Genomic DNA, 19,321 nt, shown 5'->3' on the forward strand with positions numbered 1-19,321 from the left:
AATAAGCTGTTGTGCAGGAGATTTCTAATTTTTACCGTAGATGTCTTGGTAAAAAATTAGTACATTACCCCTCCAAAAAAAATGGAACACTAAATAAGCCATAACAATTCTGGGCACTAACCGAAATTTTGATTGGCAATTTGTAATTTCAAAAAAACAAGTAAAAATTAAAAAATGAAAACAAAACTTTACTTCACGGCGATTATGCTTTTAGGGTTTATGGGAGTAAGTAATGCCCAAGCTCAAAATCAAGAATGTATGACCAACTTATCTATATATGTTGAGCATGCAAAAGTGAAAAATTATGAGGCGGCATATACACCTTGGAAAATGGTTTATGATAACTGTCCCGATATCAATAGGGCTAACTTTATCTATGGCGAAAAAATATTGGCCGACAAAATAGAAAAATCTTCTGGAGCCGAAAAAGACGGCTATGTGAAAGATATGTTGGCTTTGTATGATAATAGCGCCAAGTATTTTCCTAAAAAATATTCGCCGGCAACAGTTGCTATAGACAAGGCTTTGTTTTTGTATGATAATAAAATGGCTTCCGATAGCGAATTGTATGATATGTTAGGTGGAGCTTTCGAAAACGATACCAAAAACTTCAAGAACCCTAAGGCTCTTTATCTTTACTTTTCAAGTTTGGTAGACTTGCATAAGGCGGGAAAGAAAGATTTGCAAGAGGTTTTTGACGTATACGATAACGTAAACGACAAAATTGAGGAAGAGAATAAAAAGCTTACCGATGTAATCACCAAGTTGCTTCCTAAAGATTCTACTGGAACCATTACATCAAAGGAAAAAAGAACTTTGAAGATTGCTACGACCAACTCTACTTCTTACGGTAAGATTGCCGGTAGTGTAGATTCTAAGCTTGGAGCCTTGGCCGATTGTGATAACCTTATTCCTTTGTACGAAAAGAGTTTCGAAGAGAAGAAGGGTGATGTAAACTGGGTAAAGAGAGCTGTGGGTAGAATGTTCAACAAAGAATGTACTGACGATCCATTGTTCCAGAAATTGTTCGAAGCGCAGTTGGCCTTAGATCCTTCGGCAAGTGCCTATGTTTACGGTGGTACCTTGAAAATGAAGAATGGCGATTCAAAAGGGGCCTTGGCCGATTTTGATAAGGCAATGAGCTTGGAGACCGACAATTATAAAAAATCAAATATTGCTTATAAGGTTGCGGTTATCAACAAAAGAAAAGGTAGTAAGTCTACCGCTAGAAAATATGCCCAAATGGCCATTAACGCCAATAAAGCGAATGGTAAGGCGTATTTGTTGATTGCCAACCTATATGCTTCTAGTGCCAATGATTGCGGTAGTAGTGCTTTTGAAAAGCGTGCTATTTACTGGAAAGCGGCCGATATGGCCCGTCAGGCCGGTCGAGTGGATCCGGCTATTAGCTCTAGTGCCAATCAGGCGGCTAAAAGCTATGCTGCCAAGGCGCCTTCAAAAACAGACATATTCAACTCGGGTATGGCAGGTAAGACCGTTAGCTTCAACTGTTGGGTTGGAGGTAGTGTAAAAGTACCGAACTTATAGAGAGATGATTTCATCTTACGGATATAATCTTAAAAGTATTGCCATGGTTTGTGCCATGGCAATACTTTTTTTTTCTTGTCAGGACAACTATAAAAGGTCTGGGGAGGAAAAAGTGCCTTTGGTATACCCCATGGGTATAGCCGAGAATTTTACGGCTACCTATACCGAGGCAAGGGAGATGTTAGAGAGTGAAGACTCTACTTCTACTAGGGTGATAGCGGTATTGACCAGTCCGTTAAACGAAGATTACAACAATCTTAAGTTTCCCCACCGTATTTTTCCAAAGGGTTTGTTGGTCGATTATTACAATGAAGAAGGGCTAAAAAGTATTATTAAGGCCGATTACGGTATTATTTATTCTGCTACAAATGTGATAGATTTACAGGGAAATGTGGTTATAGAAAGCCATGATGGTAAAAAACTTGAGACCCCTCAGTTGTATTGGGATCAAAATGACAACTGGATTTTTACACAAGAAAAGTTTAAGTTTACCAATCCGGAAGACGGTACTATTATGGATGGTGAAGGCATGGATTTTAATCGAGATCTAAGTTTTTTTATTGCCCATAAGACCTATGGTTTAATGACTATTAAAGAAGAGTCTGATGATTAAAATTTTAAAGTATACTGAATATTTGTACTTGGCGGTAGCCTTCTTTTCGCTTTATAGAATATTTACGGATTGGAATACTAACCGTGAAGGTACCTACCTTTTTATCTTTTTTGCCTTAGTTTCTATTGGTATGTTTTTGTTCAGAAGAAACTATCGGAAGAAATTTGAACAGCGCAAGCAAGATAACCAACAGTAATTTTGGAGGCTTCCATTTTTATTATCGTTTTATCGCTGATATTTTCGGCCTTCTTTTCGGGCATGGAAATTGCATTTATTTCCGCCAACAAAATTCATATTGAAATAGAAAAAAAGCAAGAGGGCTTTTTGGCTAAGGTGCTCACGCGTTTGACCAAAAAACCATCGAAGTTTATTGCTACCATGCTTATCGGCAATAATATCGCCTTGGTCATATACGGCCTTTTCATGGGTGACTTGCTTATGCTTTGGTTTAAGGGTATGGTGCCTTCGGGCAGTGAGGTCCTCAGTCTCTTGTTGGGCGATTTTAGTTTGGTTACCCAAACGGTAATATCTACCTTGATCATTCTTTTTACCGCGGAGTTTCTTCCTAAGGTGCTCTTTCAGATCTATGCCAATAAGTTGTTGAAATTTTTGGCTATACCGGCCTATTTCTTTTATGTGGTATTCTCGGTAATCTCCGAATTTGTCATTTGGATTTCCGATGCCATACTCAAGGCTTTCTTCAAGACCGATGGCGATGAGGTCCAATTGGCCTTTAGTAAAATTGAACTCGGTGATTATATTACCGAACAGATGGAAACCGTTGAGGAAGAAGATGAAGTGGACTCAGAGATTCAAATCTTTCAGAACGCCCTTGAGTTTGCCGCTGTCAAGGCACGTGAGGTTATGGTGCCGAGAACCGAGATAATGGCCGTAGAGCTTCATGAGACCCCTAAGAACCTTGCTAAGCTCTTCACCGATACCGGATATTCGAAAATCTTGGTCTATAAAGATACCATCGATAATATCATCGGCTACGTGCACTCTTATGAACTCTTTAAAAAACCGAAGACCGTAAAGAGCATTTTGCTACCGGTGGAGTTTGTGCCCGAAACCATGCTTATACAAGATATTTTGAACGTTTTGACCAAAAAGCGCAAAAGTATAGCTGTCGTTTTAGATGAATACGGAGGTACCTCGGGTATTGTGACCGTTGAAGATATTGTTGAGGAACTTTTTGGGGAAATAGAAGACGAACACGATACTACCGACCTAATTGAGGAGCAACTCGAGGATGGGAGTTATAAATTTTCGGCCCGGCTTGAGGTCGATTATATTAACGAGGTGTATCGGTTGGAACTTCCAAAAAGTGAAGAGTATGAGACACTTGGCGGTTTGATCGTCAATGAGACCGGGGAAATACCCGAAAAAGATTCTGAAATACGGGTCGAAAATTTTTTATTTCAAATAATTGAGGTTTCAAATACTAAAATCGATTTGGTATCCATGCAAATCGTTGAAAAAGAATAGTTTTTCAATTCTTTTATAATTTGATGGAAAATGGTAATTTCGCAAACTGATTTAAAAAAATCCTAATTAATGGCAATTTTAGAAAACATACGAAAACGGACAACTGTTCTAATACTGATTATTGGCTTGGCCCTTTTCGCATTTGTAATTTCCGGGGTGTTTACCAATGGAGGTGTTAGCGGGGGAAAAGTAGGCTCTAGTATAGCTGAAATCAATGGAGAGGAAATTTCAATCGACGCATTTCGTCAAAAAGTGGATGTCGCTTCCCGAAGGTCGGCGAACCCTTCTACCATGCAAACAGTGAACCAAGTTTACGAACAAGAGGTTCGCAATGCCATTTTAGGGCAACAGTTCGAAGAGTTGGGGGTTGATATCGAACAAGATCAAATCTTGAACTATATCGGTACCATTCCTTCTTACTCGCAGAGCCCTCAATTTCAAAACGAGAGCGGTGTGTTCGACCAGAACAAGTTCAGGAACTTTATCGCGGAGCTTAAAGTGAACAATCCCGAACAGTACAATTTGTGGTTGCAAGATGAGCAGGCCATCATTCAGAGTGCCAAACAGCAAACGTATTTTAACCTTATCAGGGCAGGAATAGGGGCAACCTTGAAAGAAGGGGAGTTCGATTATAAGTTGGCCAACGATAAGATGGATATCAAATATGTCCGCATTCCGTTTACTAGCATTGCCGATAGTACCATCGCGGTGTCAAAAAGTGAAATCCAATCGTACATTAACGAACATAAGAAAGATTTTAGGCAAGAGCCCGCTAGGGATATTCAGTTTGTCTATTTTCAGGAAAAGCCTTCTGTCGAAGATGAGAATGCCGTAAAGGGGGAAATAGCCAAGTTGATCGAAGATGCCGTAGAATACAATGCGCAGACCGATAAGACCGATACTATTGCCGGTTTTAGGACTACCAAGGATATAGCGGAGTTCTTAGACCGTAACTCGGATATCAAATTCGATACGATCTATAAATCGAAAAGGGAATTGCCCGCCAAATTTGCCGACACCTTAATGAGCTTGAAGGTAGGGGAGCTTTATGGTCCTTACAGGGATGGCGATTACTTCAAGGTTTCCAGAATGGTTGGAAGAAAAATAAATGGTACGGTAAAGGCCAGCCATATTCTTATTACATATGAAGGAGCGGATCGTGCCAATCCTGATATTACCCGTACCAAAGAGGAGGCCGAGACCGAGGCCAAGCGTTTGCTTGCGGAAGCCCGAAAGAAAGATGCCAAATTTGTTGAGTTGGCCCGCGATAACTCCGATGGTCCTTCAGCGCCTAACGGAGGAGATCTTGGATATTTCCAAGAGGGAAGAATGGTACCTGAGTTTAATGATTTCGCCTTTCAGAACAGCGTAGGAACCATTGGTATGGTAGAAACCAGCTTTGGTTTTCACGTGATAAAAATCGACGATAAACAAGATATTGTTCAAATAGCGACATTGGCCCGTGAAATCGAGCCATCCGAAGAAACAACTAGCAAATTGTTTACCGATGCCACCAAATTTGAAATGAATTCAATAGAGTCCGATAAGGCTTTTGGTGATTTGGCAAAGGAAAACAAATACGTTGTTCGCCCAGTGAACAAGGTCAAGGCTACCGATGAAAACTTGCCGGGCCTTGGTGAGCAAAGAAGTATCGTACAATGGGCCTTTAATGAAGAAACCCAAATTGGTGATATCAAACGTTTTGATTTGGTAGGTGGATACGCCGTGGTGCAATTGACCAAAACATACGACGAAGGCTTGATGTCGGTAGAGGATGCATCGGCAATTGTACTGCCTAAAATCAGAAAAGAAAGAAAAGCCGAGCAAATTATCGCCGCTAATAAAGGCAAGTCTATCGATGATTTGGCCAAGGATAACAATGTGAGCGTTTCGACGGCTACCGCTTTGACCGTAAAGTCACCGACTATTCCCGGAGCAGGTTCGGAACCGGCCGTTGTAGGTACTGCCTTTGCGATGAAAGAAGGTGCTACTTCAGGTTTGATTGAAGGCAATACCGGGGTTTATATGTTGACCGTGACCAAAAGGACCGAAGCGCCTAAATTGGATAACTATAGTACATATGCGAATGCTGTAAAGTCTTCTCGTGAAGCTAGGGTAAGCACAGCGGTTTATCAAGCCTTGAAAGATGCCGCCGAAGTTGAGGATAACCGAGCGGTTTTCTATTAAGAAAATACACTTATCGATATATAAAAAAGGCCTTTCTCAAGAAAGGCCTTTTTTATTATTACAAAACCATTTGGGTGTAATTCAAGGTCGTAGGATATCCTTTTTTCTTGAAGTATTCGGGGGTGCTTTGGTTTCCAGATACCAGAACAAAGTCACCGCCCCATGCCCCTAAGCTTTTTATGGTTCCCGGATAGTCTTGAAAAAGTTGTTGCTTGATAGTTGGTGTCTGGAGTGTTCGCGATAATAAGGCTTCATGGCGCTCTAGAAGGGTTTTAAAAGTGGGTAGGTCTTCGCACTTCAATATTTCTTGGGTAAGCCGGGTCACGCTCTCGGTCAGCCTAAGTTTGTCGAATTCCATCTTTCGATATTGGGAGATCCCTTCGCGACTGTTCTGTTTTTTATCCAAATGCACGAAAAAAAGGCGGTCTAGGAATTTCGGGTTGAATTCAACGGGCTTCACTCTAGGTTTTTTTTCTTTTACTTGGTAGAGGATCGGACTGTTGTTTTGGGCGCAGGCAATGTCATATCCACTTCCTGAAAAAGCATTCCACAATAATTGAAAGGCATCCACTTTGGCCCATTGGGCTATGTTGTTGATTAGGGTAGACGAAGAACCGAGTCCCCAATCCCTTGGGAAATCCAGTCGGGTCTCTACTTCAATTCCTTGGCTTTCTGAAAGAAAATCGGGGTTCAGTTGATTTGCTTCCTGCAAAAGTCGGATCAATACCTCGTCTACCGATTCGCCCGATGGTCTGTTTTTAGGGTTCAGTACTTTGTCGATGTCCAAGGTGGTCTTGAACCAAGTGTCTCCCTTTTCATCAAGACTCTGCCATGAAAGTTCACGCGTGGTGTTCGGACTAATTTTTAGGCTCTGTCCGAATTTTGTGGGTACGGCCAGTCCGCATGCACCGTCAAGTATGGCATATTCGCCGGTTAGAAGCAGTTTTCCGTTACTGTAGAACTCTTTTGTCATTTGGTGTTCCTCAGCTTTTCAAAGGCCTCTACTACTGCATTGTGTGTGGCCGAGTGTTTTTTAAAATGGTGGGTCAAGGTTTTCTTTTCATCTTCCGTGGCCCCGAGCTGGTTCAAGATGTTCAATAGGTGCATTTTCATATGGCCTTCTTGAATACCGGTGGTGACCAAAGAGCGTACTGCCGCAAAATTTTGCGCTAGGCCCGCAACGGCAACGATCTGCATCAACTCTTGGGCCGATGGTTTTCCTAATATTTCCATGGCCAATTTTACCAATGGGTGAAGACTTGTGAGTCCGCCAATGGTGCCGAGTGCCAGGGGCAGCTCGATCCAAAATTTGAAGGTTCCGTTTTCTATGGCGGCATGGGTGAGGCTTGTGTATGACCCGTCTTTTGAGGCATAGGCGTGTATGCCCGCTTCAACCGCCCTAAAATCGTTGCCTGTAGCAAGAACAACGGCATCTATACCATTCATGATACCCTTGTTGTGGGTAACGGCCCTATGGGGCTCTACCTTGGCTATATTGACGGCCTGTACCATTTTTTCGGCGAATTGCCGTGACGATTCGCTGTTTCCGCCTTTCAATTCTTCCACTGGGCAGCTTACTTCCGCGCGTACCAAACAATCGGGGACATAGTTCGATAAGATGCTCATTACAATTTCTATGGCCTTTTCTTCCTCCGAAAAAAGAGGGTAGGATCGGGCTTCGGCCTTAAAGGTCTTGGCAAACTGCTCGAGGCAAGAATTGATGAAGTTGGCCCCCATGGCATCGAGGGTCTCAAAGGTGCAGTGCAGCTGGTAATAGTGGTCGAGGGCATCGGTTTTGTCGCGTAGCTCGATCTTGTTGATGCCGCCGCCCCTTTTTTCCATGTTCTTGGTAATGGCCGAAGCATCGGAAAGAAGCTTGGGGTGTGCCTGTTCAAAGAACGCGGTAAGCCGCTCTTTGTCGCCGTGGTACATAAAGTGTACCTGTCCAATTTTCTCCGTTCCTAGAACCTGGGTTTTAAATCCGCCCTTGTCGAGCCAGAATTTGGCCGCCTTGCTAGCTGCCGCTACGACGGAGCTTTCTTCTATGGCCATTGGAATGGCGTAAAGCTTGTTGTTGATCAGGAAATTGGGGGCGATACCTAGGGGAAGGTAGTAGTTGGTAATGGTGTTTTCTATAAATTCGTCGTGCAACTGCTGAACGTCCTCGGCTACATTCCAGTACCGTTTAAGCAGTGCCTTTGCCGCTTCCGGGTCTGATGTGTAATGGGTCGTTAGCCAATCTATTTTTTGCTCTTTCGTCAGTTTTGAGAATCCCTCAATGGGCTGGGTCATAGCTTTTGGTTTCGGTCGGTAAAGATAATGATAATGGTTTATACCTGAGATTGAGATAAAGCACGATAAAACAAGGGATTTTTATGATTTAAAGTTTAAATCTTTGTAAAATTATCACTAAACTTGGGCGATTTAATCTTTTTATAACATTCTATGCGAAAATTAGTTTTAAGCTTCTCTTTTGTCTTCGCCTTTTTGGCGTTTTCATATGCTCAAGAGAAACAAGTTATTACAGTAGAGGCAGTATATGGTGGGGAATTTTCTATTGAAAGGCTTGATGTCCTTAGGTCGATGAAAAATGGGAAACAATACACCATTTTAAACAGAGGGGCGAATGGGGCTACCACCATTGATAAATTTGATTATGCCAGTCAGAAAAAGGTCGAGACCATCGTCAGTTCGGCCGATTTGTCGGGAATAGATGGTTTTAGCTCGTACCAGTTTAGTGATGATGAATCACAGGTGCTCTTGGCTACGGAATTAGAGTCTATTTTTAGACGCTCTACCCTTGGTATTTTTTATGTATATGACCTAAAGTCGAAAAAGTTGACCAAGGTTTCAGATACCAAGATACAAGAGCCTAAGCTATCACCTGACGGAACAAAAGTGGCCTATGTGAGCAAGAACAACCTGTATTTGTTCGATTTACTTTCGGGAAATACAAAGCAACTTACAACGGATGGGGAGAAGAACAAGATTATTAACGGGGTTACCGATTGGGTCTATGAAGAGGAATTTGCCTTTGTCCGAGCTTTTGATTGGAATACCGATGGAAGTAAAATAGCCTTCTTGCGTTTCGATGAAAGCGAGGTACCCGAGTTTTCCATGGATGTTTTTGGAGCCGACCTGTACCCAAGTCAAGAAACGTTCAAATACCCTAAGGCCGGTGAGGCCAATGCCAAGGTGAGTTTGCATTTGTACGATGTGAAGTCCGGAAGCACGGCAGCGGTAGATTTAAACGACCCCTATTACATTCCGCGTATCAAGTGGATGAACAACCCGAACTATCTTAGTGTCCAGACCCTGAACCGTCATCAGAACGACTTGAAGCTTTATTCGGTAAACGCAAAGAACAATACGGCTTTGGTCTTGCTTGAAGAAAAAGACAAGGCCTATGTTGATATCACCGACAACTTAACTTTTTTGGCAGACGATAGCTTTATATGGACCAGTGAGAAAGACGGATATAACCATATTTACCTTCATGATCAAGATGGGCGTCTAGTTAATCAGATAACCAAAGGCCCATGGGAGGTCACCCGATACTATGGGTATGACCAGAAGGAAGACAAGGTGTATTATCAATCTACCGAGAACGGCTCTATCAATAGAGGCGTATACAGTATTGAAAGTAATGGAAAGAAGAAAAAGGCCTTGGCCGTCGAAGCAGGTACGAACTCGGCTGATTTCAGTGCTGATTTTACCTATTTTATCCATACCTATTCCAATGCCAAAACCCCACCTGTATATACCTTGCGAAAAGCACTTAGCGGTAAGGAGGTAAAGGAAATAAAAAACAATGAGGCCTTAATGGCCAAATTGAAGGCTTACGAACTTAGTGAGAAAGAGTTTTCCACCATAACCATCAATGGTAACGAGTTGAATATGTATATGGTGAAACCAAAAGATTTCGATCCTTCTAAAAAATACCCTTTATTGATGTACCAGTACAGTGGCCCCGGATCGCAGAGCGTTTCCAACAGTTGGTTGGATGCCCGTGATCTATGGCACCAACAATTGGCTTCCCAAGGTTATGTAGTGGCTTGTGTAGATGGCAGGGGAACAGGCTTTAAGGGTGCCGACTTTAAAAAATCGACCTACCTAAACTTGGTAAAGTATGAAACGGAAGACCAAATCGCAGCCGCAAGGGAGCTGAGTAAATTGCCTTACATAGATGAAAACAGAACCGGAATTTGGGGCTGGAGCTTTGGCGGGCATATGGCTACCAATTGTATTCTAAAAGGAAACGATGTCTTTGAAACGGCCATTGCCGTAGCACCCGTTACTACTTGGCGTTTTTATGATACCATTTATACGGAGCGCTTTTTGCGTACGCCCGCGGAAAATCCGGCAGGTTACGATGAAAACTCCCCGCTGAACTATCCTGAAATGTTAAAAGGTGATTTTTTATTGGTTCACGGATCGGGTGACGATAACGTACATGTGCAGAATTCAATGCGTATGATAGAAGCACTGGTACAGGCCAACAAACAGTTTGATTGGGCCATTTATCCCGATAAAAACCACGGGATTTACGGAGGGAACACCCGAGTACATCTTTTTAATAAAATGACGAACTTTTTGGGCGAGCACCTTTTGCAGCCCAAAAAATAAACGACCAAAGCAACAAAGATTAGTAAAGGAAGTTCTTGCGATAAGAAGGAGGACCCGATAAAAAAGGCTATTTTAATCGGCTTTTAAGCTAATCTCGATAGAAATCAATTTAACAAATAACAAATTTTATGGCATTAGTAGAAAAGGCACCGCATGAAAAAGAGCTGTTCGGGCATCCGGTAGGTTTATACATCCTGTTTTTCACTGAAATGTGGGAACGGTTTTCATATTATGGAATGCGGGCTATTTTGGTTTTGTATCTGGTCACAAAGACCTCCGAGGTCAATCCTGGTTTGGGTTGGACCAACAATGAGGCGTTGGCGCTTTTCGGTTGGTACACTATGTTGGTTTATGTGGCCTCTATACCGGGCGGAATTATTGCAGATAGGATCCTTGGGCAAAAGAAGTCGGTAATTCTAGGGGCGATTCTTCTTGTTATTGGCCATAGTATTTTGGCTATTGAGGAAATGTGGGCGTTTTACACAGGTCTGGGATTCATTATTTCGGGTGTTGGTATGCTAAAGCCTAATATTTCCACTATGGTAGGAGGTTTGTACAAAAAAGATGATATAAGAAGGGATAAGGGATTTACCATTTTTTATATCGGCATCAATATCGGGGCATTTCTTTCTAGTTTAATAGTTGGGTACGTAGGTGAGGTTTATGGCTGGCACTACGGTTTTGGACTGGCGGGAATTTGTATGTTCTTTGGCCTGGTTCAATTTGTTCTTGGTCAAAAATACCTCTACGGTGTAGGTGACTATTTAGGAAAATCGAAAAATGTAGAGGATCGGGAATCATTGAAAAGACCCTTGACGAAAATTGAAAAGGATAGGGTTGTTGTCTTGATCATATCTTTCTTGATGGTAATCGTATTTTTTGGAGCCTTCGAACAGGCAGGGGGCTTAATGAATCTGTATGCCAAGGATTACACGGATAGAATGCTGTTCGGATGGGAAGTTCCGGCTTCATGGTTTCAGGCGGCTAATTCATTTTTTATTATTACCCTCGGAACGGCAGTTGCCGGCTATTGGGCTAAACGAAAGTTGAAGGGCAAACATGCATCCTCACTGTTTAAAATGTTAATGGGGCTTATTATCATGGGTACGGGATTTTTGTTCATGACAGCGGCAACGGCACAGTATCAAAGTACGGGATCATCAGCTATGTACTGGTTGGTTTTGGCGTATTTGTTTCATACCGTTGGCGAATTGAGCCTGTCGCCCGTATCGCTTTCATTCGTGACCAAATTGGCTCCGGCGAAATATGCTTCATTAATGATGGGGCTATACTTTGCTACTACAGGCCTAGGAAATAAATTGGCAGGTATTCTAGGAGAGTCCGCATCGCAATTTGGAGAATATAAGGTGTTTACGGGTATTGCTATTTTCTGTATTCTATTCGGTGCTTTGGTATGGTTGTTTTTGAGCAAACTAAAAGCTTTGACACATGGGGCGGAAGATAACGAAAGGAAAATGACAAGTGCCGATGCTTCATAAGAAATTGAGACGCGGATCATATCAATAGAAATAATAAGCTCCCTTTTCGCCAGTAGCGTGAAAAGGGAGTTTTCTTTTTAGGCAGGTCTGCTTCCACCGGTCTATATAGCTTTTGTAATTGCTGCCATCCGCAATAATACACTGTGGTTCTAATTTGGCGATGACCCTTTCAAGGTTGAGTTTGGGCGATTGGGTAAGGATAAGATAATCGACTTGCCTATTGTCTTCGGGATAGACGGCAAGACTGTCTATGACCAAAAGCTTTTTATCCTTCCATACATAACTGTTCTTAAGGTTGGGGTAGGAGATGTCGGAAATTCGCTCAGCAAGGCTGTAATCGCGGATAATGCTGCCTAGGCGGGCGGTGTCCGAGCTTATGGCCCGTAGTTCTTTTCCCGTTTGGAGAAAGAAGGCGGTGTTCTTGGTTTGATGGACTAGAAGTAGAACATTTTTTTCTGAAGCGTGGTAATGGCAATATAGCAGCCACAACTGAAATGCTATGACCGTCATGGCAAGGGCGAGCACCTTTTTGAAATTTGGCCGGACGATCAGTAAGGCGAGGCACAAAAGTCCGGCATAGGCCAGTACCATTTGAACCCCGTCGAATGGGATGTTCTTGAAAACAAAGGTCTCTTGTTGTGCTACCCAGGCAATGATGGAGTTCATATATCCGATTAGGGTGTCGTAAGCGCTGATCAGGAGGTCAGGATAGATGTCTGCCAGGGCCAATAGAATGATCAAGATACCGATTCCCAATAGGGCACCCAGTGCTGGAACGATCAGCAGGTTGCTTATGAAGAACAAAGCCGGAAATTGATGGAAATAGAATAGGCCTATCGGGAGAACGCCCAACTGTGCGGCTATACTTACCGATAGTAGCTCCCAAGCCTTGCGAACGACCAAGTTTTTGGGCAGCCACAACTTTTGTAGCCGTGGATAGAACCAAACGATGGCCAGCACTGCCGTATAGCTCATTTGAAAACCTACCTGAAAGAGCAGGTTCGGGTCAATGGCCAACAGAATGAAGAACATGGATAGGGCCAAAATGTTGAACGTATTGTTCGGTCGGTTGAGATACATGCTATAGGCCAAGAACGAAAACATGGTCACCGCCCTTACGACCGAGGCCGATAGGCCCGAAAGAAAGGCAAAGCCCCATAGTAAAATTACGGTCAAGGCCAGTTTTATACCTTTTCCCTTAGGAAGCCGCTCAAGGGGGCGTAAAAGAAACTGTAGCAATAGCAACAAAATACCGATGTGTAGTCCCGAGACTGCTAGAATATGAACGGCGCCCGCGTTTTTGTAATCTGTATAGGTTTCTTCGGAAATATCGTTGCGTTGCCCAAGGAGCAAGGCTTGGATAATGCTTAGTTCGTCTTTGCCAAAACGGGCTTTCCGTAATTGGGAGATGATGTGGTTACGCGTCTTTGCGGCCAGACCGTATAGGCTTGAAGAGGCATTTTCAAGAGGGATAAATGTCTTGGGCGTCATCTGTATTTGATGGGATATGCCCAGACCGTTTAGGTATGCTTTGTAATTGAACTGATGCGGATTCAAAGCCTCTCTCGTTTTTGCAATGCTTCCGTACCATAGCAATTCGTCATCGACTTGAAATTTTTGAAGGGTGGAATCAGGGATAAGGTTGAGCAGTATCTTACCTCTGGCCCTTTGTTGGTCAAACCCTCGAATTTCGCCAATATATCTATCGGAAAAGGACGTGGGCTTCAACACCCTCGAAATCTTGATGTGCCAAGTGTGATTTCCCTTAAAATCGTGGTTGAGATAGTGGTTTGCCTGGTTTTCAGGGCGAGCCAGCGACGTGGCGAAAACACCGATGGAAAGTGTGGTCAAGACAGCTAGGTAGCCAAATAGATGCGATTCGTTCCATTTATCATTAAAACGTAGTATGCCTAAAGCTACGAGCAGGCCAAGGCAAGTTGTCATAGGGTAAGGAACGGGAAGTTGAAGATAATTGCCCACTATAATACCCAAAATTAAAACCAGTGTCAGTTTAATGGGTATGAAGCGAAGCAACTTCATTGTTTAGCGACTATAGAATTCGATTGGCTTTTATGAATGCGCTGCTCCAATAACCTTCCCTCAGGGAGGAAACGATTACGCCTCTAGAAGTCGAGGCATGTACAAATTTGATGTCGTTGTTCTTTACGGAAACCACCATGCCCACATGGTTAATACGCTTGCTCCGCTTGCTGGTCTTAAAAAAGAGGAGGTCTCCCTTCTCAATATCGCCCTTACGTATGGTCTTGCCTTCTTCGGCCATGTGGTATGAGGTACGGGGCAATTTTATGTCGTTTTCGCCAAAGGCCACGTAAAGCAAGCCAGAGCAGTCCATTCCTTTTTTTGTGGTACCGCCATATTTATACCGGACACCTGAAAATTTAAGGGCCGTGTCGATAATGTCATCGGCTTTCGAGCGCTTGGATGCAGCTGTTTTTTTAACGCGCCTAGGTTCTCTTTTAGGGGCGTCAGTGTCTTTGGCCGCTACGGTTATTTTGCGCGGCTCCCTCTGGGCGGCTTTCTTTTTTGAGCTGCCACAACTGGCAAGCAAACAGACGAACAGAATGTAGAAAATTTTACGAAGCATGAACACAAATCCTTTTCTTGATAGGGTACCAAGGGTATACCCAAATTTAAACATTTTCTATTATACGGCTAGCGGCATTCTCACTAGCCCCTTTACCGCCCAGTTTTTTTTCAAGCGCATCATAAGCTTGAATTTGTGCCGTACGGGCCGGCCCTTTAAGTATTTTATTCAGTTCGGTTTGGATATTCTTGGTGGTCAGGTCGTTCTGGATCAGCTCCTTTACGACTTCTTTGTCCATGATCAGGTTTACTAGCGAAATGTATTCAAGGGTAATGATACGTTTGGCAATCTGATAGGAGAGCCAGTTGGCCCGATAGCAAACCACTTGGGGGACTTTGAAAATCGCGGTTTCCAATGTGGCGGTTCCGCTGGTGACCAAGGCGGCATGGGCTATGCTCAAAAGGTCGTAGGTTTTATTGGCAACAAAACTTACGTTCGGGTTTTTGAGAAAAGGCTGGTAGAAATCGTGGTCGAGACTGGGTGCCCCGGCAATTACGAATTGATAGTCGGAAAAATCTTTGATGACCGATAACATTAAGGTCAGCATCTTTTGAACCTCTTGTTTCCGGCTTCCGGGCAGTAGGGCGATAATCTGTTTGTTGGGATCTAAATTGTTTTCCTTTCGGAAATTTTGCTCGTTAACGGGATTCCGATCGCTAATGGCATCTATAAGCGGATGACCCACAAAGTTCACCGGATAGCCGTGTTTCTTTTCGTAGAAATCTTTTTCAAACGGAAGAATAACGTGCATGGCATCGATATCCCGTTTTATGTCTTTGATGCGTCCTTCCCTAGAGGCCCAGATTTGAGGGGAAATGTAGTAATTGGTCTTGTAGCCCAATGCTTTCGCCCATTTGGCTATACGAAGGTTAAAACCCGAATAGTCGATAAAGACAATGACGTCGGGCTGAAATTTCTGGATGTCGGCCTTACAGAATTTAATGGCTTTTGCAATGGTACCTAAGTTCATCAGCACCTCTAAAAACCCCATAAAGGCCATTTCCTTGTAATGTCGTACCAAAGTGCCTCCGGCTTGTTGCATAAGGTCGCCTCCCCAAAATCGGATGTCCGCGTTCGGGTCTTTGGCCTTAAGGGCCTTCATCAGATTGGAACCGTGAAGATCGCCCGATGCCTCGCCTGCAATTATATAGTACTTCATTACAAATTGAATACAGTTAATACCTGTCCTGTAAAAGAGAGAACTCGGTTAAGGTAAAATTCGTATACCCTTGCCCGAGTAATTTTTATGGTTTAAAAAACTTTATAGTAAAGAATGGCCAGTGCCGTTAGGATCGTGGCGATAAGAACACCTTTGGCCCTATTGTCACGCCTAATGCGAAGAAAACCAAAAAAAGCGATAAGGTTCAAAATAGCGCCCAAGGCCAAAAGGCTGCCAATGTGGCCTTGTTGTATTGCTGCCTCAAAAGTTTCGGCTATACCGAAATCTGAAAACAGTAGAATGTAGAGCAAGGTGCCGATGGTATTAGCTATAATTCCTACCAAAAAACCAATGGCAAGTTCTTTTTTAACGTTCATGCTTTTTTAGTTTAGTCGATTCTTTTCGGTGGTGCAAAGGTATACTTCTTTAGCGTTCTTTTGGTTATTGGTCAAAATGCCAGCCGTTCAGTTGCTGGATGACATGGTGGGCCGTAAGGTCGAACTGGGTAGGCACTACCGACACATAGTTGTGGGCCAAGGCCCATTCGTCGGTATCTTCCCCTTTGTCGAGCAATTCAAATTCACCGGTTAGCCAGTAGTAATCCTTGCCTCCGGGACTTTTGCGTTTATCGAATTTTTCCTTCCAGTTTGCACGGGCCTGCCGGCAGATTTTTACCCCCTTGATATCCTCCTTTTTCGCTTTCGGTATGTTTACGTTTAAAACCACACCTTTAGGAATGCCATTGGCCAAAGATTCACTCACGATTTTTTTGATGATATCGCCGGCAGGTTCAAAGTCGGCGTGCCATGAATAGTCGCAGAGCGAAAAACCTATGGCGGGAATACCTTCGATTCCGGCCTCTATGGCAGCACTCATGGTTCCTGAGTAGATTACGTTTATAGATGAGTTGGATCCGTGGTTTATGCCACTGACACAGATGTCGGGTTTGCGGTCGAGCAATTCTTGAAGTGCCATTTTTACACAATCCGCAGGGGTGCCGCTACAGCTGTATTCTTCTCGGGCGCCATGCTCCTTGTCGACCACGATTTTTGCTGAAAATAGGGTGTTGTCTATGGTTATGGCGTGTCCTTGGCCCGATTGGGGCCCGTCGGGAGCTACCACCACTACGTCGCCCAACTCTTTCATATAACGAATTAGGGCCCGTATTCCCGGAGCGGTAATGCCGTCGTCGTTCGTTACTAAAATCAAAGGTTTTTTCATGCGGAATACTTTATAGCGCAAAAATACGTTTTACAGAACATATCGGCCTAAGTTCGTTTAACAAAAAATTAGTGCCTTTGCTCAAAGGGTGGCATGGTTTTTTCAGTATCTTAGGGAATTCATTACTTTTAAGTGTGAAAAGTACAATCTTCACCCTTTACCAGGGTTGGTTATTAAAAATAAAACGAAAATAAATATATGAAAAGGAATCTTGCCTATTCACTTTTGGTAATGCTCATATCCGTTGCCTCATGTAGCTTTACCAATAAGTCTTTTGAGAATGATGATAAAGACAAATTGCTTTTAGACCTTATTACCTATGTCTTGGAAAAAGGACACTACGAACCTAAGAATATCGATGACGATTTTTCGGTCAGTGTATTTGAAGATTTTATAGATGTTCTTGACCCTACCAAAAGATATTTTTTGGAGGAAGATATCAAGGAGTTTGAGCAATACAAATTTCAACTTGACGACCAGATCAAGAGTACCGATATCTCTTTTTTCAATTTGGTCTATGCAAGGTTAAGGCAGCGTATGACCGAGGCGGAAACCTTGTACAAGGAAGTATTGGAGAAACCTTTTGACTATTCAAAAAAAGAGAGCATCAATATCGATTACGAGAAGATGGCCTTTGCCAGTTCAAAAAAGGAACTAAGGGAGCGTTGGAGGCAACAACTAAAGTACGCCACCTTGGGAACCTATGATTCTAAGATGAAACTGGTAGGCGAAAAGCCGGAAGAAGGCGGAAAGCCAATGACACAAAAGGAAGCTGAAAAGTCCGCCAGGGAATCTACCAAGAAAACCTTGGACGAGTTTTTTGATTTTGTCAACGACCTGCAACGTAAAGATTGGTTCGTACAATACATCAATACCATTGTTGACGAGTTCGATCCACATACCTACTATTTCGCTCCCGATGAAAAGGATAAGTTCGATACCAGTATGTCGGGTAAGTTTGAAGGTATAGGCGCACGATTGCAAAAAAAGCCCGAAGGGGCCAAGATTGTCGATATTATCTCTGGAGGACCAGTATGGCGTGATGCGCGTTTGGAAGTCGGAGATCAAATCTTAAAAGTGGGCCAAGAAGGTGAAGAGCCTATCAATATTGTGGGTATGCGTCTTGACGATGCCATTAAATTGATCAAGGGGCCTAAAGGTACCGTGGTTGAATTGACAGTGCGTAAAATAGACGGTTCATTGGAAACCGTACAACTTACCAGGGATGTGGTAGAGCTTGAAGAGTCTTTTGCCAAGTCGGCGAATATCATCAAGGACGACCGTAAGTACGGAATCATCGATTTACCCAAGTTCTATGTAGATTTTGACGATTATACCGAGAGAAACGCGGCTACCGATGTGGCCAAGGAAGTTGAGCGCTTGAAACAAGAAGGGGCCGAAGGACTGATTCTTGATTTGAGGGACAATGGTGGTGGATCTCTGAAGACCGTAGTTGAAATGGCCGGACTCTTTATTAAAGACGGTCCGATCGTTCAGGTAAGGTCTTCGGGCAAGGGCAAGGATGTGTATGATGATAAAGACGAACGTATTCAATGGGATGGACCTTTGGTTATCTTGGTGAACGAACTTTCGGCTTCAGCCTCTGAAATTTTGGCCGCTGCCATGCAAGATTATAAAAGGGCCATTGTTATAGGAAGCAAGCAGACCTTTGGTAAAGGTACCGTTCAGAACGTGATTCCGCTTGATAACATCGTACGCAGTAACGAGCATGGCGATTTAGGGGCCATAAAAATCACGACACAAAAATTCTACCGTATCAACGGAGGCTCTACCCAGCTCGAAGGGGTAAAGAGTGACGTGGTGGTTCCGGACAAATACAGCTATATCGATCTAGGGGAAAGGGATCAGGCGAATCCACTGAAATGGGATAAGATCTCGCCGGCCGATTATAAGCCATGGGATGGTTATATCGATTACGAGAAGACCATTGCCAATAGCACTAAAAGAATGGCCAACAACCCACAGATCAAGTTGATCGAAGAAAATGCAAAATGGTTGAAGCTGGAAAGTGACGAAACCGAGATTTCCTTGAACTACGATACGTACAGAGAAGAAGAAAAGGAACACAAGAAAAGGTCCGATTACTTTAAGGCGATAAGCGAATACGATTCTAAATTGACTTTCGAGTCATTGAAGTATGAAGAGCAATTGTTTACAAAAGATTCGGTCTTGCGTGAAAAGCGTGACAGATGGCACAAGGCCTTGGCCAAAGATGTGTATGTTGAGGAAGCCGTGAATGTTTTGGAGGACTTACAAAAAAATAATATAGAGCAGAGTAAATTGGCCGCTGTAAAAGGATAATAAGAAGAGTAGTTTATATTGAAAAAGCCCTGATGTACTAACATCAGGGCTTT

Annotated in this window: 14 protein-coding genes; 7 read left to right on the forward strand and 7 right to left on the reverse strand. The window is 43.2% G+C overall.

The window, feature by feature from the left end; all coding sequences use genetic code 11:
- Positions 1-174 precede the first annotated feature (174 nt).
- From BW980_RS03820 to BW980_RS03840, 4 genes are all read left to right on the forward strand, one after another.
- A complete protein-coding gene (locus tag BW980_RS03820) occupies positions 175-1,548 on the forward strand; it encodes a tetratricopeptide repeat protein (protein WP_076453586.1) in 1,374 nt (457 codons plus the stop codon).
- 4 nt (positions 1,549-1,552) lie between these two features.
- On the forward strand, positions 1,553-2,161 hold the full coding sequence (lptC, locus tag BW980_RS03825) for an LPS export ABC transporter periplasmic protein LptC (protein ID WP_076453587.1): 609 nt from the start codon (positions 1,553-1,555) through the stop codon (positions 2,159-2,161).
- A gap of 198 nt (positions 2,162-2,359) precedes the next feature.
- Positions 2,360-3,649, forward strand: a complete 1,290-nt coding sequence (locus tag BW980_RS03835) for a hemolysin family protein (RefSeq protein ID WP_076453588.1) — start codon at positions 2,360-2,362, stop codon at positions 3,647-3,649.
- Between the two features lie 69 nt (positions 3,650-3,718).
- Positions 3,719-5,836, forward strand: a complete 2,118-nt coding sequence (locus BW980_RS03840; protein WP_076453589.1) for a peptidylprolyl isomerase — start codon at positions 3,719-3,721, stop codon at positions 5,834-5,836.
- 58 nt (positions 5,837-5,894) lie between these two features.
- Here BW980_RS03840 and BW980_RS03845 read toward each other — a convergent pair whose 3' ends face one another.
- Together BW980_RS03845 and BW980_RS03850 are read right to left on the reverse strand one after the other, a co-directional pair.
- Entirely contained in the window at positions 5,895-6,809 is a 915-nt protein-coding gene (locus BW980_RS03845; RefSeq protein WP_076453590.1) for a GYDIA family GHMP kinase, read from the reverse strand.
- Positions 6,806-8,170, reverse strand: a complete 1,365-nt coding sequence (locus tag BW980_RS03850; RefSeq protein WP_262508137.1) for a hydroxymethylglutaryl-CoA reductase, degradative — start codon at positions 8,168-8,170, stop codon at positions 6,806-6,808. The genes BW980_RS03845 and BW980_RS03850 overlap by 4 nt, the downstream gene beginning before the upstream one ends.
- 111 nt (positions 8,171-8,281) lie before the next feature.
- On the opposite strand from BW980_RS03850, the gene BW980_RS03855 reads away from it, so the two are divergent.
- Both BW980_RS03855 and BW980_RS03860 read left to right on the forward strand, forming a co-directional pair.
- The gene (locus BW980_RS03855; protein ID WP_076453592.1) at positions 8,282-10,462 is read left to right on the forward strand and encodes a S9 family peptidase; all 2,181 of its coding nucleotides are present in this window, start codon (positions 8,282-8,284) and stop codon (positions 10,460-10,462) included.
- Positions 10,463-10,590: 128 nt separating this feature from the next.
- Positions 10,591-11,961 carry a peptide MFS transporter gene (locus BW980_RS03860; RefSeq protein WP_076453593.1) on the forward strand — a complete coding sequence of 457 codons (1,371 nt, stop codon included), beginning with the start codon at positions 10,591-10,593 and terminating at the stop codon, positions 11,959-11,961.
- A 21-nt stretch (positions 11,962-11,982) separates the two neighbouring features.
- Here BW980_RS03860 and BW980_RS03865 read toward each other — a convergent pair whose 3' ends face one another.
- From BW980_RS03865 to surE, 5 genes are all read right to left on the reverse strand, one after another.
- Positions 11,983-14,001, reverse strand: coding sequence for a ComEC/Rec2 family competence protein (locus BW980_RS03865; RefSeq protein ID WP_076453594.1), 2,019 nt, complete (start codon positions 13,999-14,001; stop codon positions 11,983-11,985).
- Between the two features lie 10 nt (positions 14,002-14,011).
- Positions 14,012-14,566 (reverse strand): C40 family peptidase, encoded by a 555-nt coding sequence (locus tag BW980_RS03870; protein ID WP_076453800.1) that lies wholly within the window; start codon positions 14,564-14,566, stop codon positions 14,012-14,014.
- 46 nt (positions 14,567-14,612) lie between these two features.
- On the reverse strand, positions 14,613-15,725 hold the full coding sequence (gene lpxB, locus BW980_RS03875) for a lipid-A-disaccharide synthase (protein WP_076453595.1): 1,113 nt from the start codon (positions 15,723-15,725) through the stop codon (positions 14,613-14,615).
- Between the two features lie 92 nt (positions 15,726-15,817).
- On the reverse strand, positions 15,818-16,102 hold the full coding sequence (locus tag BW980_RS03880) for a hypothetical protein (protein WP_013992551.1): 285 nt from the start codon (positions 16,100-16,102) through the stop codon (positions 15,818-15,820).
- Positions 16,103-16,166: 64 nt separating this feature from the next.
- On the reverse strand, positions 16,167-16,946 hold the full coding sequence (gene surE / locus BW980_RS03885; RefSeq protein ID WP_076453596.1) for a 5'/3'-nucleotidase SurE: 780 nt from the start codon (positions 16,944-16,946) through the stop codon (positions 16,167-16,169).
- 198 nt (positions 16,947-17,144) lie between these two features.
- Here surE and BW980_RS03890 point away from each other — a divergent pair, with 198 nt between their 5' ends.
- On the forward strand, positions 17,145-19,268 hold the full coding sequence (locus BW980_RS03890) for a carboxy terminal-processing peptidase (RefSeq protein WP_076453597.1): 2,124 nt from the start codon (positions 17,145-17,147) through the stop codon (positions 19,266-19,268).
- The last annotated feature ends 53 nt before the right edge of the window (positions 19,269-19,321 follow it).

This window comes from Zobellia uliginosa (assembly GCF_900156625.1).
Lineage (GTDB): Bacteria > Bacteroidota > Bacteroidia > Flavobacteriales > Flavobacteriaceae > Zobellia > Zobellia uliginosa.